General features: G+C 64.1%; 21 protein-coding genes. 7 read left to right on the forward strand and 14 right to left on the reverse strand.

What is annotated here, in order from left to right:
- Positions 1-105 precede the first annotated feature (105 nt).
- From phnD to GO499_RS11135, 6 genes are all read right to left on the reverse strand, one after another.
- Positions 106-1017 (reverse strand): phosphonate ABC transporter substrate-binding protein, encoded by a 912-nt coding sequence (phnD, locus tag GO499_RS11110; protein ID WP_161862246.1) that lies wholly within the window; start codon positions 1015-1017, stop codon positions 106-108.
- 60 nt (positions 1018-1077) lie between these two features.
- A complete protein-coding gene (gene phnC, locus GO499_RS11115) occupies positions 1078-1896 on the reverse strand; it encodes a phosphonate ABC transporter ATP-binding protein (RefSeq protein WP_161862247.1) in 819 nt (272 codons plus the stop codon).
- Positions 1897-1977: 81 nt separating this feature from the next.
- Positions 1978-3321 carry a TrkH family potassium uptake protein gene (locus GO499_RS11120; protein ID WP_284154695.1) on the reverse strand — a complete coding sequence of 448 codons (1344 nt, stop codon included), beginning with the start codon at positions 3319-3321 and terminating at the stop codon, positions 1978-1980.
- 9 nt (positions 3322-3330) lie between these two features.
- Positions 3331-3993: a potassium channel family protein gene (locus GO499_RS11125; protein ID WP_161862248.1), complete on the reverse strand. Its 663-nt coding sequence runs from the start codon at positions 3991-3993 to the stop codon at positions 3331-3333.
- Positions 3994-4051: 58 nt separating this feature from the next.
- Positions 4052-5308: an NAD(P)/FAD-dependent oxidoreductase gene (locus GO499_RS11130; protein ID WP_161862249.1), complete on the reverse strand. Its 1257-nt coding sequence runs from the start codon at positions 5306-5308 to the stop codon at positions 4052-4054.
- 83 nt (positions 5309-5391) lie between these two features.
- Positions 5392-7914 (reverse strand): adenosylcobalamin-dependent ribonucleoside-diphosphate reductase, encoded by a 2523-nt coding sequence (locus GO499_RS11135; protein WP_161862250.1) that lies wholly within the window; start codon positions 7912-7914, stop codon positions 5392-5394.
- Positions 7915-8062: 148 nt separating this feature from the next.
- Here GO499_RS11135 and GO499_RS11140 point away from each other — a divergent pair, with 148 nt between their 5' ends.
- Positions 8063-8506 carry a DUF1489 family protein gene (locus tag GO499_RS11140; protein ID WP_161863941.1) on the forward strand — a complete coding sequence of 148 codons (444 nt, stop codon included), beginning with the start codon at positions 8063-8065 and terminating at the stop codon, positions 8504-8506.
- A 4-nt stretch (positions 8507-8510) separates the two neighbouring features.
- Here the strand turns inward: GO499_RS11140 and GO499_RS11145 are convergent, their stop codons facing one another.
- A complete protein-coding gene (locus GO499_RS11145; protein WP_161862251.1) occupies positions 8511-9368 on the reverse strand; it encodes an SDR family oxidoreductase in 858 nt (285 codons plus the stop codon).
- A gap of 97 nt (positions 9369-9465) precedes the next feature.
- Here GO499_RS11145 and GO499_RS11150 point away from each other — a divergent pair, with 97 nt between their 5' ends.
- Together GO499_RS11150 and GO499_RS11155 are read left to right on the forward strand one after the other, a co-directional pair.
- Positions 9466-9870, forward strand: coding sequence for a winged helix-turn-helix transcriptional regulator (locus GO499_RS11150; RefSeq protein ID WP_161862252.1), 405 nt, complete (start codon positions 9466-9468; stop codon positions 9868-9870).
- 49 nt (positions 9871-9919) lie between these two features.
- The gene (locus GO499_RS11155; protein ID WP_161862253.1) at positions 9920-10384 is read left to right on the forward strand and encodes a GFA family protein; all 465 of its coding nucleotides are present in this window, start codon (positions 9920-9922) and stop codon (positions 10382-10384) included.
- Between the two features lie 11 nt (positions 10385-10395).
- Here GO499_RS11155 and GO499_RS11160 read toward each other — a convergent pair whose 3' ends face one another.
- The 4 genes from GO499_RS11160 to hisS are packed head-to-tail and all read right to left on the reverse strand — an operon-like array spanning position 10396 to position 14541.
- Positions 10396-11211: a 4-phosphopantoate--beta-alanine ligase gene (locus GO499_RS11160; protein ID WP_161862254.1), complete on the reverse strand. Its 816-nt coding sequence runs from the start codon at positions 11209-11211 to the stop codon at positions 10396-10398.
- Between the two features lie 32 nt (positions 11212-11243).
- Positions 11244-11933, reverse strand: a complete 690-nt coding sequence (gene hisG / locus GO499_RS11165; RefSeq protein ID WP_161862255.1) for an ATP phosphoribosyltransferase — start codon at positions 11931-11933, stop codon at positions 11244-11246.
- Positions 11927-13039 carry an ATP phosphoribosyltransferase regulatory subunit gene (locus tag GO499_RS11170; protein ID WP_161862256.1) on the reverse strand — a complete coding sequence of 371 codons (1113 nt, stop codon included), beginning with the start codon at positions 13037-13039 and terminating at the stop codon, positions 11927-11929. The genes hisG and GO499_RS11170 overlap by 7 nt, the downstream gene beginning before the upstream one ends.
- Positions 13039-14541: a histidine--tRNA ligase gene (gene hisS / locus GO499_RS11175; protein WP_161862257.1), complete on the reverse strand. Its 1503-nt coding sequence runs from the start codon at positions 14539-14541 to the stop codon at positions 13039-13041. The genes GO499_RS11170 and hisS overlap by 1 nt, the downstream gene beginning before the upstream one ends.
- Positions 14542-14718: 177 nt before the next feature.
- Between hisS and GO499_RS11180 the strand changes: the two genes are divergently transcribed.
- The gene (locus GO499_RS11180) at positions 14719-15204 is read left to right on the forward strand and encodes a cell wall hydrolase (protein ID WP_161862258.1); all 486 of its coding nucleotides are present in this window, start codon (positions 14719-14721) and stop codon (positions 15202-15204) included.
- A 7-nt stretch (positions 15205-15211) separates the two neighbouring features.
- Here the strand turns inward: GO499_RS11180 and GO499_RS11185 are convergent, their stop codons facing one another.
- The gene (locus GO499_RS11185; protein WP_161862259.1) at positions 15212-15739 is read right to left on the reverse strand and encodes an AAA family ATPase; all 528 of its coding nucleotides are present in this window, start codon (positions 15737-15739) and stop codon (positions 15212-15214) included.
- Positions 15739-16206 (reverse strand): flavin reductase family protein, encoded by a 468-nt coding sequence (locus GO499_RS11190; protein ID WP_284154696.1) that lies wholly within the window; start codon positions 16204-16206, stop codon positions 15739-15741. The genes GO499_RS11185 and GO499_RS11190 overlap by 1 nt, the downstream gene beginning before the upstream one ends.
- Before the next feature lie 219 nt (positions 16207-16425).
- On the opposite strand from GO499_RS11190, the gene GO499_RS11195 reads away from it, so the two are divergent.
- The 3 genes from GO499_RS11195 to GO499_RS11205 all read left to right on the forward strand — a co-directional run bounded on the left by GO499_RS11195 (position 16426) and on the right by GO499_RS11205 (position 17724).
- A complete protein-coding gene (locus GO499_RS11195; RefSeq protein WP_161862261.1) occupies positions 16426-16629 on the forward strand; it encodes a SlyX family protein in 204 nt (67 codons plus the stop codon).
- Positions 16629-17267 carry an esterase/lipase family protein gene (locus tag GO499_RS11200; RefSeq protein ID WP_161862262.1) on the forward strand — a complete coding sequence of 213 codons (639 nt, stop codon included), beginning with the start codon at positions 16629-16631 and terminating at the stop codon, positions 17265-17267. The genes GO499_RS11195 and GO499_RS11200 overlap by 1 nt, the downstream gene beginning before the upstream one ends.
- A 70-nt stretch (positions 17268-17337) precedes the next feature.
- Positions 17338-17724: a hypothetical protein gene (locus GO499_RS11205; protein ID WP_161862263.1), complete on the forward strand. Its 387-nt coding sequence runs from the start codon at positions 17338-17340 to the stop codon at positions 17722-17724.
- A gap of 3 nt (positions 17725-17727) precedes the next feature.
- On the opposite strand, the gene GO499_RS11210 is transcribed toward GO499_RS11205, so the two are convergent.
- Entirely contained in the window at positions 17728-18192 is a 465-nt protein-coding gene (locus GO499_RS11210; RefSeq protein WP_161862264.1) for an OsmC family protein, read from the reverse strand.
- Positions 18193-18194: the final 2 nt, after the last annotated feature.

Genomic DNA, 18194 nt, shown 5'->3' on the forward strand with positions numbered 1-18194 from the left:
CTCGCGCGTCCGCCGAAATCTCTGCCAAACCGTGCCCCTTTCAAACAAACCGACAGGCCCCGCCATCAACGACGGGGCCTGCCAGGCCCTTTCAATCCCGTGGGATCAGTTGGATTTCGCCTTGCGGGCTTCCACGATCGAAACGTAGGCGTCATGGGTGATCGGATCGAACCCGAGGCTTTCACCGGCCGCAACGCCATAGGCGCAGTCGGCATCGGCTTCGTGCAGGCCGTCAACCAGTTCGACCATCGTTGCCTTCACGTCCGCCGGCAGGGATTTGCTCAGCACCACCGGGCCTTCCGGGATCGGCTTGGAGCGCCAGATTTCCACGAGATCGTTCATATCGACGAGGCCGGCATCCACAGCCTTGCGCAGTGCGCCGGAATTGTATCCGTCTTCCCATTCGCCCTGACCGTCGGCCCAGGTGACGCCGCCGTCGATATCACCGTTGTTCACGGCCACGATCGTCTGCTCATGGCCACCTGTGAACTTCACTTCGCCGAAGTAGTCGCCGGATTCCATCGTGATCTCTTCGCCTTCCTGAGGGATCTCGATGGACGGGATCAGATAGCCGGAGGTCGAGTTCGGATCGCCGAAGCCGAAAATCTTGCCCTGCATGCCGTCGAGCGAGGTGATGCCGCTGTCCTTACGCGCAAAGCCGATGGAATGATAACCGTAGGATCCATCGAGATTGATCTTCACCAGCACGGGCTCCACGGCTTCCGGATCCTGCATATACACGGCCGCGTAGGCGGAAGCGCCCAGCCAAGCCATGTCCAGCGTTCCGCCCAGCAGTCCCTGGATCACCCCGTTGTAATCGGCAGGGGCGAAAAGTTTTGTCGGCACGCCCAGCGCTTCCTCGGTGTAGGCCCGCAGGCATTCGTTGGAGTTCAGGCGGTCCTGAGCGTTCTCGCCGCCCAGAAGACCGATGCGGAATTCGGTGATTTCATGGCCGTCGGCATAGGCCACGCCCGTCAGCATCGTCGTCGCAAGCGCAGCAGCAAGCAGATTTTTCATCGGTTTCGTCTCACTTTGGTTAAGCAGCCCCTTCGGAGCCAGTGGGTTGAACAAGTCACCTCAAACGCCAACGGCGGCCCTTTCCCTGGCCGCCGCTGCATCAAGAGTTTCGATCTCCGTGGAAGTCGCCGCTTCGGAGAAGCTGTCATCCGCGCCGTAAATGTCGCGCGCCGTGCCCGTTGTCAGTTGCTCCGGCGTTCCGTCGAAGACGACACGGCCATGCAGCATGCCAATTACCCGGTCGCAATAGCGGCGCGCGGTATCAAGGGTGTGCAGGTTGGCGATGACAGTGCGTCCGTCTTCCTCATGAATGCGGCGCAGCGATTGCATCACCACCTGCGCGTTCATCGGGTCGAGAGATGCGATCGGCTCGTCAGCCAGAATGATCTTCGGATCCTGCATCAGCGCCCGCGCGATCGCCACCCGCTGCTGCTGCCCGCCAGAGAGGGCCTCCGCCCGTTTCGGCGCGTGTTCGGCTATGCCCAGCCGATCCAGAATGTCGATGGCCCGGTGGATGTCCGCTTCCGGAAACAGGCTGAACATCGTCGCCAACGTAGAGCGCCGGTTCAAAGTACCGTGCAGCACATTGGAAACCACGTCCATGCGCGGCACGAGGTTGAACTGCTGGAAGATCATCGCGCATTGCGCCTGCCAGCCCCGTTTCTCGGCACCTTTCAGCCGCGTCACGTCGCGCCCCTCGAACAGGATCTCGCCGGAGCTGGCATCCGTCAGCCGGTTCATCATCCGCAGCAGTGTCGATTTGCCGGCACCGGATCGACCGATGATACCGATCATCATCGGCTTTGCCACCGCAACAGAAACGGCATCGACAGCGATATTCGCCCCGAAGGACTTCGTTAGGTTCCGGATTTCCAGCATGAAGACGTCCCTGTTTTGGCGTCTCTCTGCCAGCACGGTTGCTCAGTTTTGTTTCGCTTGAGCGAAGCTTTTGTGACAGTCTCAGCCTAGGTGCAGCTGGCCTTCGGGATAGCGAACCCTCGGTGTCGTCCGGGTAGCGAGGAAAAATCCGAGCGTCAGCGGCCCCACTCTTCCCAGAAACATGATGCCGATGATAACCGCCCGCCCGAAGCCGGAAAGATCATCGGTATAGTCACGCGAAAGGCCTACCGTGCCAAACGCACTCGCCACCTCGAAGCTGATGTCCAGAAAATGCCCGTCATGGCTGGCTGTCATTACGAAAATTCCAAGGAAAACAAGGATCAGGGAGATCGCCGTCAGCGCCATCACCTTCAAGACCTGCTCCAGCCCAATGGATCTCCCGAATGCGTGAAGCTGTGTCTGTCGGCGGAAGAACGCGACCGTCGCAAGGATCATGATCACGAAAGTCGTCACCTTGATCCCGCCGGCCGTGGACGTCGGCCCGCCACCGATCAGCATCAGCGAAATGAACATCAGCGCCGTACTATCATGCAGCGCCGCAATATCGGTCGTGTTGAACCCCGCCGTCCGCGTCGTGACCCCCTGGAACCAACTGATCACCAAACGCGCAGGTACGCTGTCATATGCCCCCAGTGTGCCCGGATTGTTCCATTCAAGCACCGCGAAAAGGCCCACCGACATCGGGATGAGAATCGCCGTACCAAGCAGCATGATCTTGGTGTGCAGAGACCAGCCATGCTTCGGCCTGTGCAGAAACAGATCGCTGATCACCACGTAGCCAATGCCGCCAACGATGAACAACACCGGGATCACGATGTTTACAACCGGATGCACGGCGAATGGCACCAGCCCGCCGGGAAAGGTCGAAAAACCAGCGTTGTTGAATGCGGAAACCGAATGGAAGACCGACTCCCACAATCCCTGCCAGAAGCCGGAGTGCGGAATGAACGCCAGCGTCAGGCACAGCGCCCCGATACCCTCGCAGACCACCACCACCTTCACGATCGTTTTCACCAGACGCATCAACTGGTGCATGGAACTCTGGTTCAGGTCCTCACGCAGATATATGTGCCCCGTGATTCCCACCGGCAGCCCCAGCGCCGCAAAGACCAAAACGGCAAAGGTCATCAACCCCAACCCGCCGAGCTGTATCAGCACCGTTACCACCACCTGCCCGAAAAACGTCAGGTCCGCGCCAGTATCCAGCACCGCCAGCCCGGTCACCGTAACGGCGGAGGTCGCCGTGAACAGCGCATCGGAAAGGCTGATGACCCGCGTGGTCGCCATCGGTGTCATCAGCGCCAGCGCTCCGAGCGCAATGAGCACTGCATAAAGACCTGCGAGGATAATCGGCGGCGGCAACGAGACTGCACGCCGCTTCACCACCTTTATCAAGCGTGACACGGCAGAGCCTCAGAGCCTGTCGCCGAACAGCCGCAATTCCGGTCGCCTGCCCAGCACCATCAGCCTGTCGTCCTTCTCCAGCGCCATGTCCGTCAGCCCCGGCTCAAAGTATTCAGTTCCCCGCATCAATCCCAGCAGCCGCAAACCCTCTGCCTCAGCAAGCTTCAGATCCGCCAGCGATCTGCCCGCCAGCCGCTCCGGCACCTCGATGTTCACCACGCTGAAACCATTGCCCAGGCTCACGTAGTCTTTCACCACCGGGTTGTTCAGCATCTGGGCCGTATGGCGCCCCATCTCCTGCTCCGGCAGGATCACACGGTCCGCGCCCAGCTTGGCCAGAATCCGGTGATGTGTCTTGCTTGACGCCTTCACCCAGATGGTCTCGATGCCGATAAGTCGCAGATTCATTGTCGTCAGAATGCTGGCCTCCACGTCCCGGCCGATCGCAATCAGCCCGACCTGATAGCGGTCGATCCCCGCTTCACGCAGCGCCTGCTCATCGGTGGTGTCGAGAATAACGGTCGACTGCAGCGTGTTCGCCATCTGCGCCACCCGACGCTCGTCGCGATCAACACCGATCACCTTGTTGCCGAAACGGGCCAGCTCCGACGCAACGGTCGAACCGAAAGCGCCCAGTCCGATCACCGCGAATGTCCGAGTTTCCTTGACCATGCCCCCCCCCCTCGATTCCGGCGCAAGCTAGCACTTTGCTGCGTCGCGGCAAGCTGGATCAGCGGTCCAACGCATCGCGCAGTCGCTCGAACTCGATGACTAGGGAGCCATAAATCCGGTGCATTCCGTGCAGCGGCAGCGTCCGGATATGCCGCTCCACCGGCAGTGGCAACGGCGTCCCTGCTGCCAGATGCTCCGCCAGCGCCTTACCCAGCGCCGTCGAGAGTGCCACGCCCCTACCGTTGAAACCGGTAATCGCAAACAACCCACCCGACAGTGCACAAAGGCGCAATCGGTGATCGGGCGTCATACCCAGGCGTCCGAACCAGCGATGCGTCACCTCCATCCCCTGCCCGAACAAGCGCGCCAGTTCCGCCTCGATCTCCCGAAAAGCCTCCGCTCCGCGCGGCTCGGCGAAACTCCCGCGCCCACCGATCATCAGGCGGTTTTCCGGACCGATCCGGAAATAGGTGCCCACCCGCCTTACCTCGGATACGGCAGCGCCTCCCGGTAGGATGTGTGCCAGCTGCGCCTCACCGAGGGGTGCGGTCGCGACCTGGAAACTGTGGGCCGGCACGATCGCCCGCGGCAAGCGTCGGTTCAGCTGCGGCGGCGTGTAGGCGTTGGTGGCCAACACCACCCGATCGGTCTTCACCTCATGGCCTGCCGCCAGCGTCGCCAACCAGCCGTCACCGGCCCGTCGGAGCCCTGCCACAGGCGAGCGGGCATGAATTCTTGCCCCTGCCGCCTGCGCCGCCCTCGCCAGCCCATAGGCGTATTTCAGCGGGTGAACCTTGCCGGCCCGCCTGTCGATCCAGCCATTCAGAAAAACGTCGCTGCCTGTGGCAGCGGCCATCTGGCCACCGTCCAGCCAGCCGACATCCGCCCCACGCGCCGCCCATTGTTTCATCCGCGGTCGCAGGATGTCTGCATGCACCCTCTTGCTCCCCGCCTGTATCCAGCCCGTCCGCGCGGCATCACAGTCCAGGCTCAGCCGATCGACAAGGTCAAACAGCACATCCGCCGTCGCACCTGCAAACGCGGTTGCCTGCGGCCCGAAAAGCCTGTCGAGTGCATCCGGGTCGTCTTTCAGCCCGGGTATCACCTGCCCGCCATTGCGCCCCGATGCACCGTATCCCGGCGCTTCGGCCTCCAGCAGCATAACGTCCACTCCAGCCTCAGCCAGATGCAGTGCCGTCGAAAGCCCAAGAAAGCCGCCGCCAATGACCAGCACGCTGGCTTCCGCATTCGTCGTCAGCGCTGGCAGGTCCGGTTCCACCGGCGCTGTCGCCGCCCAGATGGATTCGAATTTCATGAGTTCAGTCCGTCGGTTCGCACGCTACCCGCGCAACAAACCCTGCTGGCAGGCGATCCGCAAGGTCCGAAGCGCAAATGCACTCACCCGCATTTCGAGTGCCCGCATTCCGCACAGGTCATGCAGCCCTCGCGCATCTGCATTGCGAACTGGCCGCAGTTCGGGCAGGCGGCCCCCCGCGGCCGCTCGCCAACCGCCATTGCCGCCAGTTGCGGGTCGCTCTTGGCGCCCTGCCCCTCCCCGGCCAGAAAACCGATGGCGATCATATGGCGCTCGATCACCCCGCCAATGGCCGCGAGGATCGAGGGCACGTACTTGCCGCCCATCCAAGCACCGCCCCGGGGGTCGAACACGGCCTTCAACTCTTCAACCACGAAGCTCACGTCTCCGCCGCGCCGGAACACCGCCGAGATCATCCGCGTCAGCGCCACCGTCCAGGCGAAATGCTCCATGTTCTTGGAGTTGATGAAAACTTCGAACGGCCGCCGCTGGCCACCGACGATCACGTCGTTGATAGTGATGTAGATCGCGTGCTCGCTCTCCGGCCACTTGATCTTGTAGGTATTTCCCTCCAGCGCCTCCGGCCGGTCGAGCTTCTCGGCGAGGTAGACGACCTCGCTGCCGCCCGTCTCTACCAGGGCGGGGGCGGGCCGGTCGATGTCTCCGGTTTCAGTTGAATGCGCGTCCGCCCCGGCCTCATCCTCCCAGCCAAGAACATCCAGCAGCATCTGCCGCCCCTCAAACTCCGCCAGCGCCAGCGCCCCGCGCTCGATCCGCGAAAGTTCCGCCTCCTCGCAGCCCACCGCCTCTGCCAGCGACTGCAGCGTCATGTCCATGGCCACACGCTGCTCCTTGATCTCCGCGCCCGTCGGTAAAACCGGTTCCGGCGCGGCGGCCGGTGCCTCCGCCTTTACATCCACGCTCAGCACACTGCCGGTCACGTCGTTCGGCCGGTAGGTCGTGCAGCCCTTGCAGCCCTGATCCCAGGCGGCCATGTAGACCTCCTTGAAATCGGCGAAAGAGATGTCCTCCGGGCAGTTGATCGTCTTGGAAATGCTGGAATCCACCCACTTTTGCGCCGCCGCCTGCATCCGCACATGCTCCAGCGGCGCCAGCGTCTGGGCGTTGACGAAATACTCCGGCAGAGCCGCATCGCCGAATTTCTCGCGCCACAACTGTACCGCGTAATCCACGACCTCCTCTTCGGTTCGCGTGCCATCCTTCTGCAACACCTTGCGCGTGTAGGCATAGGCGAACACCGGCTCGATGCCCGAACTCACGTTGCCCGCATAAAGGCTGATGGTGCCCGTCGGCGCGATCGAGGTCAGCAGCGCGTTGCGGATGCCGTTCTCGGCCACCGCGTTGCGCACATCCTGCGGCATCGCCTTCATCGTCTCGCCCGACAGATAGGCCTCCGCATCGAACAACGGGAACGCCCCCTTCTCCTTCGCCAGTTGCGCCGACGCCAGGTAGGCGGCGCGGGCGATCCGCTCCAGCCAGCGCTCCGTCAGACGCGCCGCTCCTTCCGATCCGTACCGCTCGCCGACCATCAGCAGCGCATCCGCAAGCCCCGTCACCCCCAGCCCGATCCGCCGCTTGGCCCGCGCCTCTGCCGCCTGCGCCTCCAGCGGAAAGCGCGAGGCATCGACGGTGTTGTCCATCATCCGCACCGCCACCGCTACCAGATCGTCCAGCGCCGCCTCGCCCAGGGCCGCGCCTTCCCCAAACGGGTCGCTCACCAGCCGCGCAAGGTTGATCGACCCCAGCAGGCACGCGCCATAGGGCGGCAACGGCTGCTCGCCGCAGGGGTTCGTGGCGGCGATGGTCTCGGCATATGCCAGGTTGTTGCGCTGGTTGATCCGGTCGATGAAAATCACGCCCGGCTCGGCATATTCGAAGGTCGAGCGCATGATCATGTTCCACAGATCCCGCGCCTGCACCGTGCGGTACACCTTGCTTCCGAACACCAGATCCCAGGCCCCGTCCGCCTTCACCGCGGCCATGAAGCCATCGGTCACCAGAACGCTCAGGTTGAACATGCGCAGCCGCGCGGGATCGCGCTTGGCCGAAATGAAATCCTCGATGTCGGGGTGATCGCAGCGCATCGTCGCCATCATCGCCCCGCGCCGCGATCCGGCGGACATGATCGTGCGGCACATCGCGTCCCACACATCCATGAAACTCAAAGGTCCAGAGGCATCCGCGCCCACGCCCTTCACGCTGGCCCCCCGCGGCCGGATGGTGGAAAAATCGTAACCGATCCCACCGCCCTGCTGCATCGTCAGCGCCGCTTCGCGCAGCATGTCGAAGATGCCGCCCATGTCGTCGGGAATCGTGCCCATAACGAAACAGTTGAACAGCGTAACGGAGCGTTCGGTACCCGCCCCGGCCAGAATGCGACCGGCCGGCAGAAAGCGGAAGTCCTCCAGTGCCCTGTAGAACCGCTCTTCCCACGCCTCCGGCTCCACCTCCACGGCCGCCAGTGCCTTTGCCACCCGTCGCCAGCTGTCCTCGACAGTCTCGTCCAGCGCCACGCCCTCGGGCGTCTTGAACCGGTACTTCATGTCCCAGATGGAGGCGGAAATCGGCGCGGCGAAACGGCTCATCGTCTTCAGGTCTCCGGCAGCGTTCAGGAAGGTCTCCCAAGATAAGCCACACCAGTCCTTGGGTCAACGCTCTGCGCGGGCACATTTTCCTGTGGATAAACACTTTGCACCCCTTTCCCTCGCCGGGTCCACGCCCTACCCTTGTGTCATGGCCGGATCGCTCAATCTCATCAAACTCTCGGTCGGAACCGAGAGCGTCGAAAGCCTCGAAGCCTGGCATCAGACCCAGCGACAGCGAAACGCCGCCGCCGGCCATGGCGACATCATCACCCATACCACCCGCATGTGGCCGCGACGGGATGAGGAACTGCTCGCCGGCGGGTCGATCTACTGGGTAATTCAGGGGGTGGTGCTCGCCCGTCAGCCAATCGCCGGATTGCAGGAACGACGGGGCGAGGACGGCATACGCCGTTGCGCCATCGTGCTGGAACCGGGCCTGATCCGCACCGTGCCGCAACCGCGCCGGCCCTTTCAGGGATGGCGCTATCTCAAGGCGGAGGATGCCCCCGCCGATCTCGAGGCGCCGCAGGCAGGGGAAGATCCCCTGCCCCACGAACTTGCCTCGGCTCTCGCCGGTCTCGGCGTACTCTAACGGCTCAGCCGCGCAGAATATCGGCTACGATTTTCGCCACCGGCGTCGTCGGCCGCCCGATCAGCGCCGACAGTGCCCTGCCGTCATCGAACAACGCGCCTTCAGCCGCCTTTGCATCGCTGTCGGCAAGAATGGCAGCGAGGCCGTCCGGCAGCCCCATTCCGACCAGCGCTTCCTTGTAGGCCGCTTCAGGCAGGTCGTTATAGACAACCGGCTTGCCCGACTGACGCGCGACTTCGGCAGCAAGTTCCGCCATCGTGAACGCATCGTCACCCGCCAGTTCGTAAACCTTTCCCGCCTGATCCTCCGCACTCACCAGCACCGCGGCCGCGGCCTCCGCGTAGTCACGTCGCGACGCCGCGGCAATCCGCCCCTCACCGGCGCTGCCGATCATCGCGCCATGCTCTGGCGCGGCGCTGATGCCACCGGCGTAATTCTCCGTGTACCAGCCGTTCCGCAACACCACATGCCGAACGCCCGCGCTGGCCAGCGCCGCCTCCGTCTGGTTGTGCTCTTCGGCCAGCGCCATCGGCGAGGTATCGGCACGCAGGATCGAGGTATAGGCCACCAGACCGACACCGGCGGCCTTCGCCGCCGCGATCACGGCCTTGTGCTGTTCCGCCCGCTTGCCGACCTCGCTGGAGGAAATCAGCAGCAGCCTGTCGACGCCTTCAAGTGCGGGGCCCAGAGTCTCCGGTTTGTCGTAATCCGCCGAACGCACCACAACACCCAGCGCCGACAGATCCGCAGCCTTGTCCGTGCTGCGCACCAGCGCCGCGACACTTCCCGGCGCCTCCGTACGCAAAAGCGCCTCGATCACCAATCGGCCAAGCTGGCCGGTCGCACCTGTCACCGCAATCATGAGAACCTCCTTGATTTATCGTCTCCGGCAGTGCACCTAAAGCTTTCAGTTACTTTCCGTAAGTACGCACAGAAATGTTAGTTTTGAGAAATTGCAAATGTCACAAAAGAAATCCGAACCTCTGTCCGAAATCGTCCTGCGCGGCGAACTGCTTTCCGCCGCCTGTCCGTCGAGAGAGGTCATGCGCCACGTCACCAGCCGTTGGGGCGTGCTGATTCTCATCGTGCTGGCCACCGGCACGCACCGGTTCAGCGCCCTGCGCCGCAAGATCGGCGGCGTCAGCGAACGCATGCTGTCCCAGTCACTTCAGGCGCTGGAAGGCGACGGTTTCGTTCGCCGCGTCTCGCGCCCCGTAGTGCCGCCCCACGTGGAATATTCCCTGACACCGCTCGGGCAGGAACTGGCGGTCAGGGTCCGCGCCCTCGCCGATTGGATCGAGATCAACATGCCGCGCATCGTTGAAGGCCGGGAGACCGAAGAGGCGTGCGCGGACGACCGTTGACAACGCCGGCACAGCGCCCGAACGTCAGCGTTGAAAGGGGGGCGCATTCATGCACGGCCACTGCACCTGCGGCGAAATCCGGTATCAACTCACCGCGCCGCCACTTTTCGTCCACTGTTGCCACTGTCGTTGGTGCCAGCGCGAAACCGGCTCCGCCTTTGTCATCAATGCCTTGATGATCGCCGACGAAGTCGCGCTCATCCGCGGTCGGCCAGACGTGATCATGACGCCCACCGAGAGCGGCTCGGGCCAACGGATCACTCGCTGCCCCACCTGCAAGGTCGCGGTCTGGAGCGTCTACTCCGGCGCCGGTCCGAAGTTCCTGTTCCTGCGCACCGGCACGCTTGACGAGCCAGACGGCTACCCGCCCGACATCCACATCTTCACCGAAAGCAAGCAACCGTGGGTCATCCTGCCTCCGTCGGTACCCGTCATGCCGCAATACTACGATCGCAAGGCCCACTGGTCGGAGGATAGTCTTGCCCGCCGCGCGGCCGTCCTGGCACGGCAATAGCCTGGCAGCGCTCAGACAGGCACCTCGACATTGTCGATCAACCGCACATCGCCGATTCGGGCGGCCCCGAACACCCGTGCCCGCCCGAACGGCGCCATCGCCATGCGCAGGCTCTCGCCGTCCCGGCATTCCAGATAGTCGACGGCATCGAAACCCGATGCTATCAACCCGTCCTCCGCCCGCGCGCAGGAAAGCTCCGTAGGTACGCCGTTCGCAATCTCGTCCGCCACCAGTTTCAGCGCCGCATAGAGCGACCGCGCCACCTGTCGGGCCTCCCGGTCCATCCTCGCATTCCGGGAGGACATCGCCAGCCCGTCGGCCTCCCGCACCGTCGGACAGGTCAGGATTTCCGTGTCGATATGCAGATCGCGCACCAGACGCCGCATGATCTGCGTGCACTGCCAATCCTTCTCGCCAAACAGCGCATAGTCTGACGGTACGATGTTCAGCACCTTCGTTACCGCCAGCGTCACATCATCGAAGTAGCCCGGCCGGTTGCTGCCACACATCAGGTCCGTCAGGACATCCACGGCCACGCGCGTTGCGCTGCCCTGCGGATGGAACTCCTCCTCGGCCGGCAGGAAAAGCAGATCGACTGCGGCATCCTCCAGCTTTTCGATATCGGCAGACAGCTGACGGGCAGAAACCGTATACTCTCCATCGTGGCACAGTCGGCCGGTGTTGTTTAGCAACGCCACGACCACCCGGTCCGCCCGGGCCTTCGCAATGCGTACCATTGAAAGATGGCCGTCGTGCAGCCCCCCGGTCAGCGGTACCAGCGCCGTCCGCAGCCCCTGTCGTCGCCACCCCGTCGTGCAGCGACGCACCTCTTCTATCCTTCCGGCAACCCCCACTGCCTTCAACTCCGTGCAATTGACCTTTCGAGTTTCGTGAACGTCTCGGCCTCTTCTGTCGACCAGCGGCGTCTGTCTGCAGCGAACAATGTCGCCTGCGACGCCAGGATCATGCCATCGCGCAGTACCTTGAGATGGTTTGCCTCAAGCGTGCTGCCGGTGGATGTGATATCTGCCACGGCCTCGGCGGTTCGGTTCTTCACCGTTCCCTCCGTCGCACCCTGGCTGTCCACCAACTGATAATCCGCAACGCCCTGGTCGCGAAAGAAGGTTCGCACCAGCCGGTGATACTTCGTCGCCACGCGCAGCCTGTGCCCATGCACTTGCCGGAAGGCCGACGCCGCGGCGTCGAGGTCGTCCATCGTGTCGACATCAATCCACATCTTCGGCACTGCCACGATCAGGTCGGCATGGCCAAACCCCATCCGCGCCACCTCTGTCACCCCGTCGGCGGCAGAGAGATACTCGGCTACAAGATCGAGGCCCGTTACGCCCAGATGGATGCGCCCGGCCGCCAGTTCCCGCGGAATTTCACCCGCCGACAGCAGCACCAGTTCCACACCATCGACACCTTTCACCCGGCCTGCATACTCCCGGCCGTCGCCTGTTCTTTCCAGCCTGATGCCGCGCTCCGCGAACCATGCAAAGGTATCGGCCTGCAACCGGCCCTTGGAAGGGACACCTAGTTTCAGCATCGGCCCACACCCTCACGCAGCGCCAGTACCAGTTCGGGGCGGATGATACCTCCAACGGCCGGAATGGCCCGGCCGCGCCCCAAGGCCGCCGTCAATGCATCATAGCGCCCGCCGGAGGCCAGCGAAGGTCCGTCGCCACGCGTCGGATCGAAAAAGCCGAAGACAAATCCGTCATAATATTCCAGCGTCGTCCGCCCGAACGTGCCTTCAAAGGCCAGCTTCTCCACATCGACACCCCGCGCCGCCAGTGCCGAAACCCGTTTGCCGAACCGCGTCACCGCAGGGGCCAGAGCCGGTGCCTGCGCCACCAATCCTTCCAGTACGCCGAAGGCAGAGGCGACACTGCCCTTCAGGCCCAGCACCGTGTCCATCAGTTTCACATCACTGTCCTTCAGCGGCGCTACCCCGGCATCATCAACCAGTCTCGCCACGCGCTCCAACACTTCGGCTTTGCTCCGCAGACCCACGGCCTTGCCCGACGCATCGATCATAGCTGCCGCCTCGCCGCGCTCCGCCGCCGCGATAAGTTCCGCCTTGGCCGCCCCCGGTCGGCTGAACCGCTGTACCAGCCGCGCGAACCGCGCCGGCCGCCAGATATGCCGCATCAGCGCCGCCTTGCGGGCATCGGATGTATCCAGTCCGGCTACAACTGCCCGCAAAAGCCCGGTATCGCCTGTGGAAACCGAAACCGGCAGATCCTGCATCAGTCCCGCGATCAGGCTGAACACCTCCGCATCCGCCGCCGCGCGGTCGGAACCATCGAACAGTTCGAACCCGGCCTGATGGTACTCAGTCGGCCGGTCCGACCCCGCCGACTGACGCCGCCACACCGGCCCGGCATAGCAGTAACGGGCCGGCTCCGCGCCCTCCGCCATGTGACGCTGCACAACCGGCACCGTGAAATCCGGCCGCAGCATGGCCTCCGTCAGCCCGTCCCTCACCACGAACGCCCGGGCGCGGATATCCTCCCCGTAGAGGTCCAGCAGGGTTTCCGCAGGTTGCAATACGGCAGGCGAAACCCGCTCCGCCCCGGCTTCGACGAAGGCCGCCAGCAAGCGGGAGGTCTCCGCCTCCAGCGCGGCCAATGCCTCCCCTGCCAGCGACATCAGCCTTCCGCCCGCGCGATCATAGCCTGCACCTGCGCCACCAGGTCGCTTCGCGCGATCTCCATCTGGGCCGGCTGGGCCTTCCAGTCCTCGTGCGTTTCCATGTCGGCAGCAAGCCGCGCGCCGAGCGCCAGATCCTTGATCTGCACAACGCCCCGCGCCTTCTCGTCGGAGCCCTCGATCACCGCCACCGGGCATCCCCGCGCATCTGCGTACTTCAGTTGGTTGCCGAAGTTCTTCGGGTTGCCGAGATACACCTCCGCCCGGATACCCGCGTTCCGCAGTTCCGCCACCATCGCCTGATAGTCGCCCATCCGGTCGCGGTCCATCACCGTCACCACCACCGGGCCCACCGAAGTGCCGCCGATCCGCCCCTTGGCCCGGAGCGCCGCCAGCAGCCGATCCACCCCAATGGAAACGCCCGTCGCCGGTACTTCCTGGCCGGTGAACCGCTTCACAAGATCATCGTAGCGCCCGCCGCCCGCGACGGAGCCGAACTGCTGCTTGCGCCCCTTCTCGTCCTCGATCTCGAAGGTCAGCTCCGCCTCGTAGACGGGCCCGGTGTAATAGCCGAGCCCGCGCACGACCGAGGGATCGACCAGAATGCGATCCGGCCCGTAGCCCTGCGCATCCAGCAGCGCCGCGATCTCCTCCAGCCCGTCGACGCCGCGTGCCCCCGATGCGCTGCCACCGACAAGCCCGCGCAGTGCTGCAATCGTCGCCGCCGCATCGGCGCCCCGCGCCTCCATGAAGCCCATCACCAGATCGGCCTGCGCATCGCTCAGGCCCGCGCCGTCGGTGAAATCGCCGCTCTCGTCCTTGCGGCCTGCGCCAAGAAGCGCCCGCACTCCGCCCGGCCCCAACCGGTCGAGCTTATCAATTGCGCGCATCACGATGCCGCGCTCTTCGGCATGGGCGTCCGGGTCGTCCGGGTTCAGTACGCCCGCCGCTTCCATCACGCCGTTCAGTACCTCGCGGCTGTTCAGCCGAACGATATAATCGCCCCGGTCGATCCCCACGGCTTCCAGCGTATCGGCCAGCATCGCGCATATCTCGGCATCCGCCGCCATGCTCGCCGTGCCCACCGTATCCGCGTCGCACTGATAGAACTGGCGGAACCGCCCCGGCCCCGGCTTTTCGTTGCGCCAGACAGGGCCGACCGTGTAGCGGCGATAGGGCGTCGGCAGGTCGTTGCGATACTGCGCATAAACCCGCGCCAGCGGCGCCGTCATGTCATAGCGCAGCGCCATCCACGCCTCGTCCTCGTCCTGCCACGCGAACACGCCCGCGTTCGGCCGGTCCACGTCGGGCAGGAATGACCCCAGCGCCTCGACCGTCTCCACAGCACTCGTCTCCAGCGCGTCGAACCCGTAGCGATGATAAACCTCGGTAATGGCAGAGAGCATCTCTGCCCGCTCCGTCACTTCCACGCCGAAATAGTCGCGGAATCCCCGCGGCTGTATCGCCTTCGGGCGGTTCACCTTGGTCTTCTTCTTCGCCATTTCCTGGCTCCCCGGTCACGTCGCTGCGTCTCCTAGCGCACCGCCGCACCCGCGGCAAGTCACGCCCCGCATCCCGCCCGTCGGCAAACATCCGCCGCTGCGACAATCCGAAAGCTTGCCAGATTGCCGAAAATCGCGTTTCTCTCCTGCCAGTTTCAACAATCGACCGGTTCCCGAATGATTTCCGCAAAAATCGCTGCCTCCGCCTGCATCCTCGCACTTCTCGCCGCCTGCACCGCAGAGACCGAAGTCCCCGAAATTTCCCGCGGGGCAACGTCCAGCGAAATCTACGAAGACAGCGCATTCGAATGCCTGCGGGAGGCGATCTACTTCGAGGCCTCCGCCACCAACGAAACCGGCCAGCATGCCGTCGCCGACGTCATCAAGAACCGCAAGCGCGACCCGCGTTTTCCCAACACGATCTGCGGCGTCGTGCATGACCGCTGCCAGTTCTCCTACCGCTGCGACGGTCGCCCGGAAGTCTTTGCCGACAAGATCAAGTACAGCAATGCGACCGAGGTCGCCCGCGAAGCGCTGGAGCACCCGGAAGTGGACGTGACTAAGGGTGCCGTATATTTCCACGCCGCCCGCATGGCGCCCGGCTGGTTCGGCACCTTGCTGCGCACCGGCAATTTCGGCGGCAACATCTTCTACAAGGGCTGAACCCGCGTCAGCCCAGATCGAACGCTCCGGCAATCTCCCCGGCCACCGTGTCGGGGCTCCTGCCTTCGCCGTCAAACCGCCTTGCCCCCTGCGGCACCAGCAGCGCCACCGTCTCGCGCAGGTGCAGCGCAATGGCCGCATCCGTAAGTTTGCGCAACCCCTTTCGCTCCGCCGCCGCCACCCTTATCGCATGTTCCGCCCGCCCCACCTCCAGAATGCCGGCGTGCAACGGCACCCCCAGCCGGGCCGCCAGCGCCGCCACATCGGCAAATAACGCCTCCTGCTCCTCCGAAAGTGCATCCGTCAGGATCAACCGCGTCTCGCTGCCCATCTCGCCAGCCGCAGCGAACACCGCGTCGCGCACGGTCCGCCGCAGCCGCGCATGCGCCGCGTCCCCGCGATCGAAGAGTGCGCTCGCCGGATTCAGCAATGTCTGATTGTCGAGGAGCCTCGCCCCCGTTCGAGCCGCCAACGCCCGCGCCACTGTCAGCTTTCCGACACCGGGATAGCCGCCAAGGTGCAGAACCCACCCCATCAGCCGAGGGAAGCGTAAGCGCCCCTGTGGAACACCAGCGGTGCCTTGTCGCTGCATTCCATCCGCAGCACCTCGCCCACCACGATCAGATGGTCGCCACCGTCATGCCCGGCGGAATGAGCACACTCGAACCGGGCCGCGCAATCCGGCAACAAGGGCGAACCGCCCAAGCCCGGCACCGTCTCCAGCCCGTCAAAGTTCAGCCCGTCCCGCGCAAACCGTTCAGACAGCCCCTGCTGGTCCTCCGCCAGTATGTGAATCGCGAAATGTGAAGCCGCCTCGAACGCCGGAAACCGGGCCGAATGTCGCGCCGGGGACCAAAGCACAAGCGGCGGCGAGAGGGAGACGGAAGCAAAGCTGTTGGCCGTCATTCCCAGAGGTCCGGTCTCCGCCATCGTCGTCACAACCGTCACACCGGTTGCAAAACAGCCGAGCGCGTTGCGCAACTCTCTCTGATCCAAATCCATGTCGAACCCAATCCGCCCCATACCGTCTACGCACCCTCTCGTCTTCTGTCGAGCGTCAAACCCGCCCCCACTGTCTCCAGAAAACATGACGCCATGTGAATGGCTGTGCTTCAGGGCACAATTGCGGCGTTTTGCCGTGATTGCCACCGTGCGCGCACGCGTTTCCCCTTTATTTTCCCCGGCCGATAGCCCATTTCCTTGACGAAGGAGAGTTGTCCCATGTCCGAAACCCGCCTGACCGGCCTTGAGGAGGCCATTGCCCATCTGACGGCGGAGCTGGAGGACATGTCTTCCGTCGTCCGCGCACAGGAAAAAGAGATTTCCCGCCTTCGCCGCCACGTCGATCTCCTGCTTGCCCAGGCCGCGGCCGCAGATCAGGACGGCAGCGCCACGTTTTCGGACGCGCCGCCGCCGCACTACTGATGCCAGCCACCGTCCTCCTCCTTCACGGCATGGCCCGCACCCCGATCAGCCTCTGGCCGATGGAACGCGCGCTGGCAGCCGAAGGCTTCGCCACCAGTTCGATCTGGTATCGCTCCAACGTCGGACGGCTCGCCGAGATCGAGGCGCGGCTTGTCGAGGACATTCCCGAAACCGGCCGCGTTCACATGGTCGGCCACTCGCTCGGCGGTCTTCTCGCCCTGCACCTGATGAGCAGGGTCGAACCTTCGCGGCGCGGCCGCATCGTTCAGCTTGGCTCTCCCAATCTCGGCTCGCCACTGGCCAGCAAGTTCAACGCGCTCGAATTGCTGCTCGGCCCGATCCTCCGCGATCTCGAACGCGGCTCCACTCCGGATACGAGGCTGGACGTGGCCGCCATTGCAGGCACTGCCGGACCATCGGCGCTCAACGCCGTTTCCGGCCTCTCGGGGCCAAACGACGGCATCGTCACCGTCCGCAGCGCCTTCGCCGCCGCACCGCCGAGCAGGCGAAGCACCTATCCGGTCCTGCACTCTTTCATGATGATGGATGGCAGAGTAATCCGCCGTACTTGCCGCTATCTCACAGAGGCGGAGACAGCGGCTGATGCCAGAACGGAGCACAGGCCCGCCAGTGCCTGACCTGCTGCCCGCTTGCCCCGAATCTGCCAGCCATGGCACCTTTGAAGGCAAAGCCTTCAGGAGCCATACCATGAAACGCCTCGCCATCGCCTTCTGCCTCTCCGCGCTCGCCTCCATCGCCACCGCCCAGGAGGCCCGCGTCGGCAGCTACAACGCCTTCATCGGCACGCAGGATCTGGTCAATTCTTCCGGCATCCGGCTGGAAAACGCCGCGCAGGTGCTGCGGCAGGACAGGGCCAATGTCCACCGCTTCAATATCCTGCAAGCCGGTGACACCAAGGATTTCTGGTTCTTCGCGCCTGATTCCCGTGCCGCCATGGAATCGCTGTTCGCAGCCCGCGGCGGCATCCCTGCCACCACCGCACAGGCCATCCTGCGCGGCAATGTTCCAGTGGTCGTGTATATCTACGCCCGCGATGGCAACTTCACCGGCCTGGAAGTCGTGATTCCGGGCTGATACTCAAATTTGCCGGAAAACGGGCGCACAGGTCACGGGAAAATTGACTGAGCGGGCGATGAAACAGACCTCGTGGATTCGCCCGTGAATGGCCGCGGCCTCTTCCAGATCGGTTCCCGCTGCCACCTCGATCTCTGGCCGCAATTCTGCCGACAGGAATCGTCCGGCGCCGCTCGCCAGCGTCTCGCCCTGCCCCACGGGCTGATCCTGATACCCGGTCACCACCACGCCAGCCGCGCTGGCCAGGTGCAGGTACCAGAGCATATGGCAGGCCGACAGCGCCGATAGCAGCAGGTCTTCGGGGTTCATCTTCGTCGGATCACCGCCCAGCATCGGATCGTTGGAGCAGTGGATCACCGGCTTGCCGGGTGCCGCGATGTCCCATGTCCGGTCATAACCCCGGTAGCTTCGCGTCCCGTCGCCACGGTTGCCCGTCCAACGGATCACGGTATCGAACTCCTGAGCCATGT

It is taken from the genome of Algicella marina (assembly GCF_009931615.1).
Classification (GTDB): Bacteria; Pseudomonadota; Alphaproteobacteria; order Rhodobacterales; family Rhodobacteraceae; genus Algicella; species Algicella marina.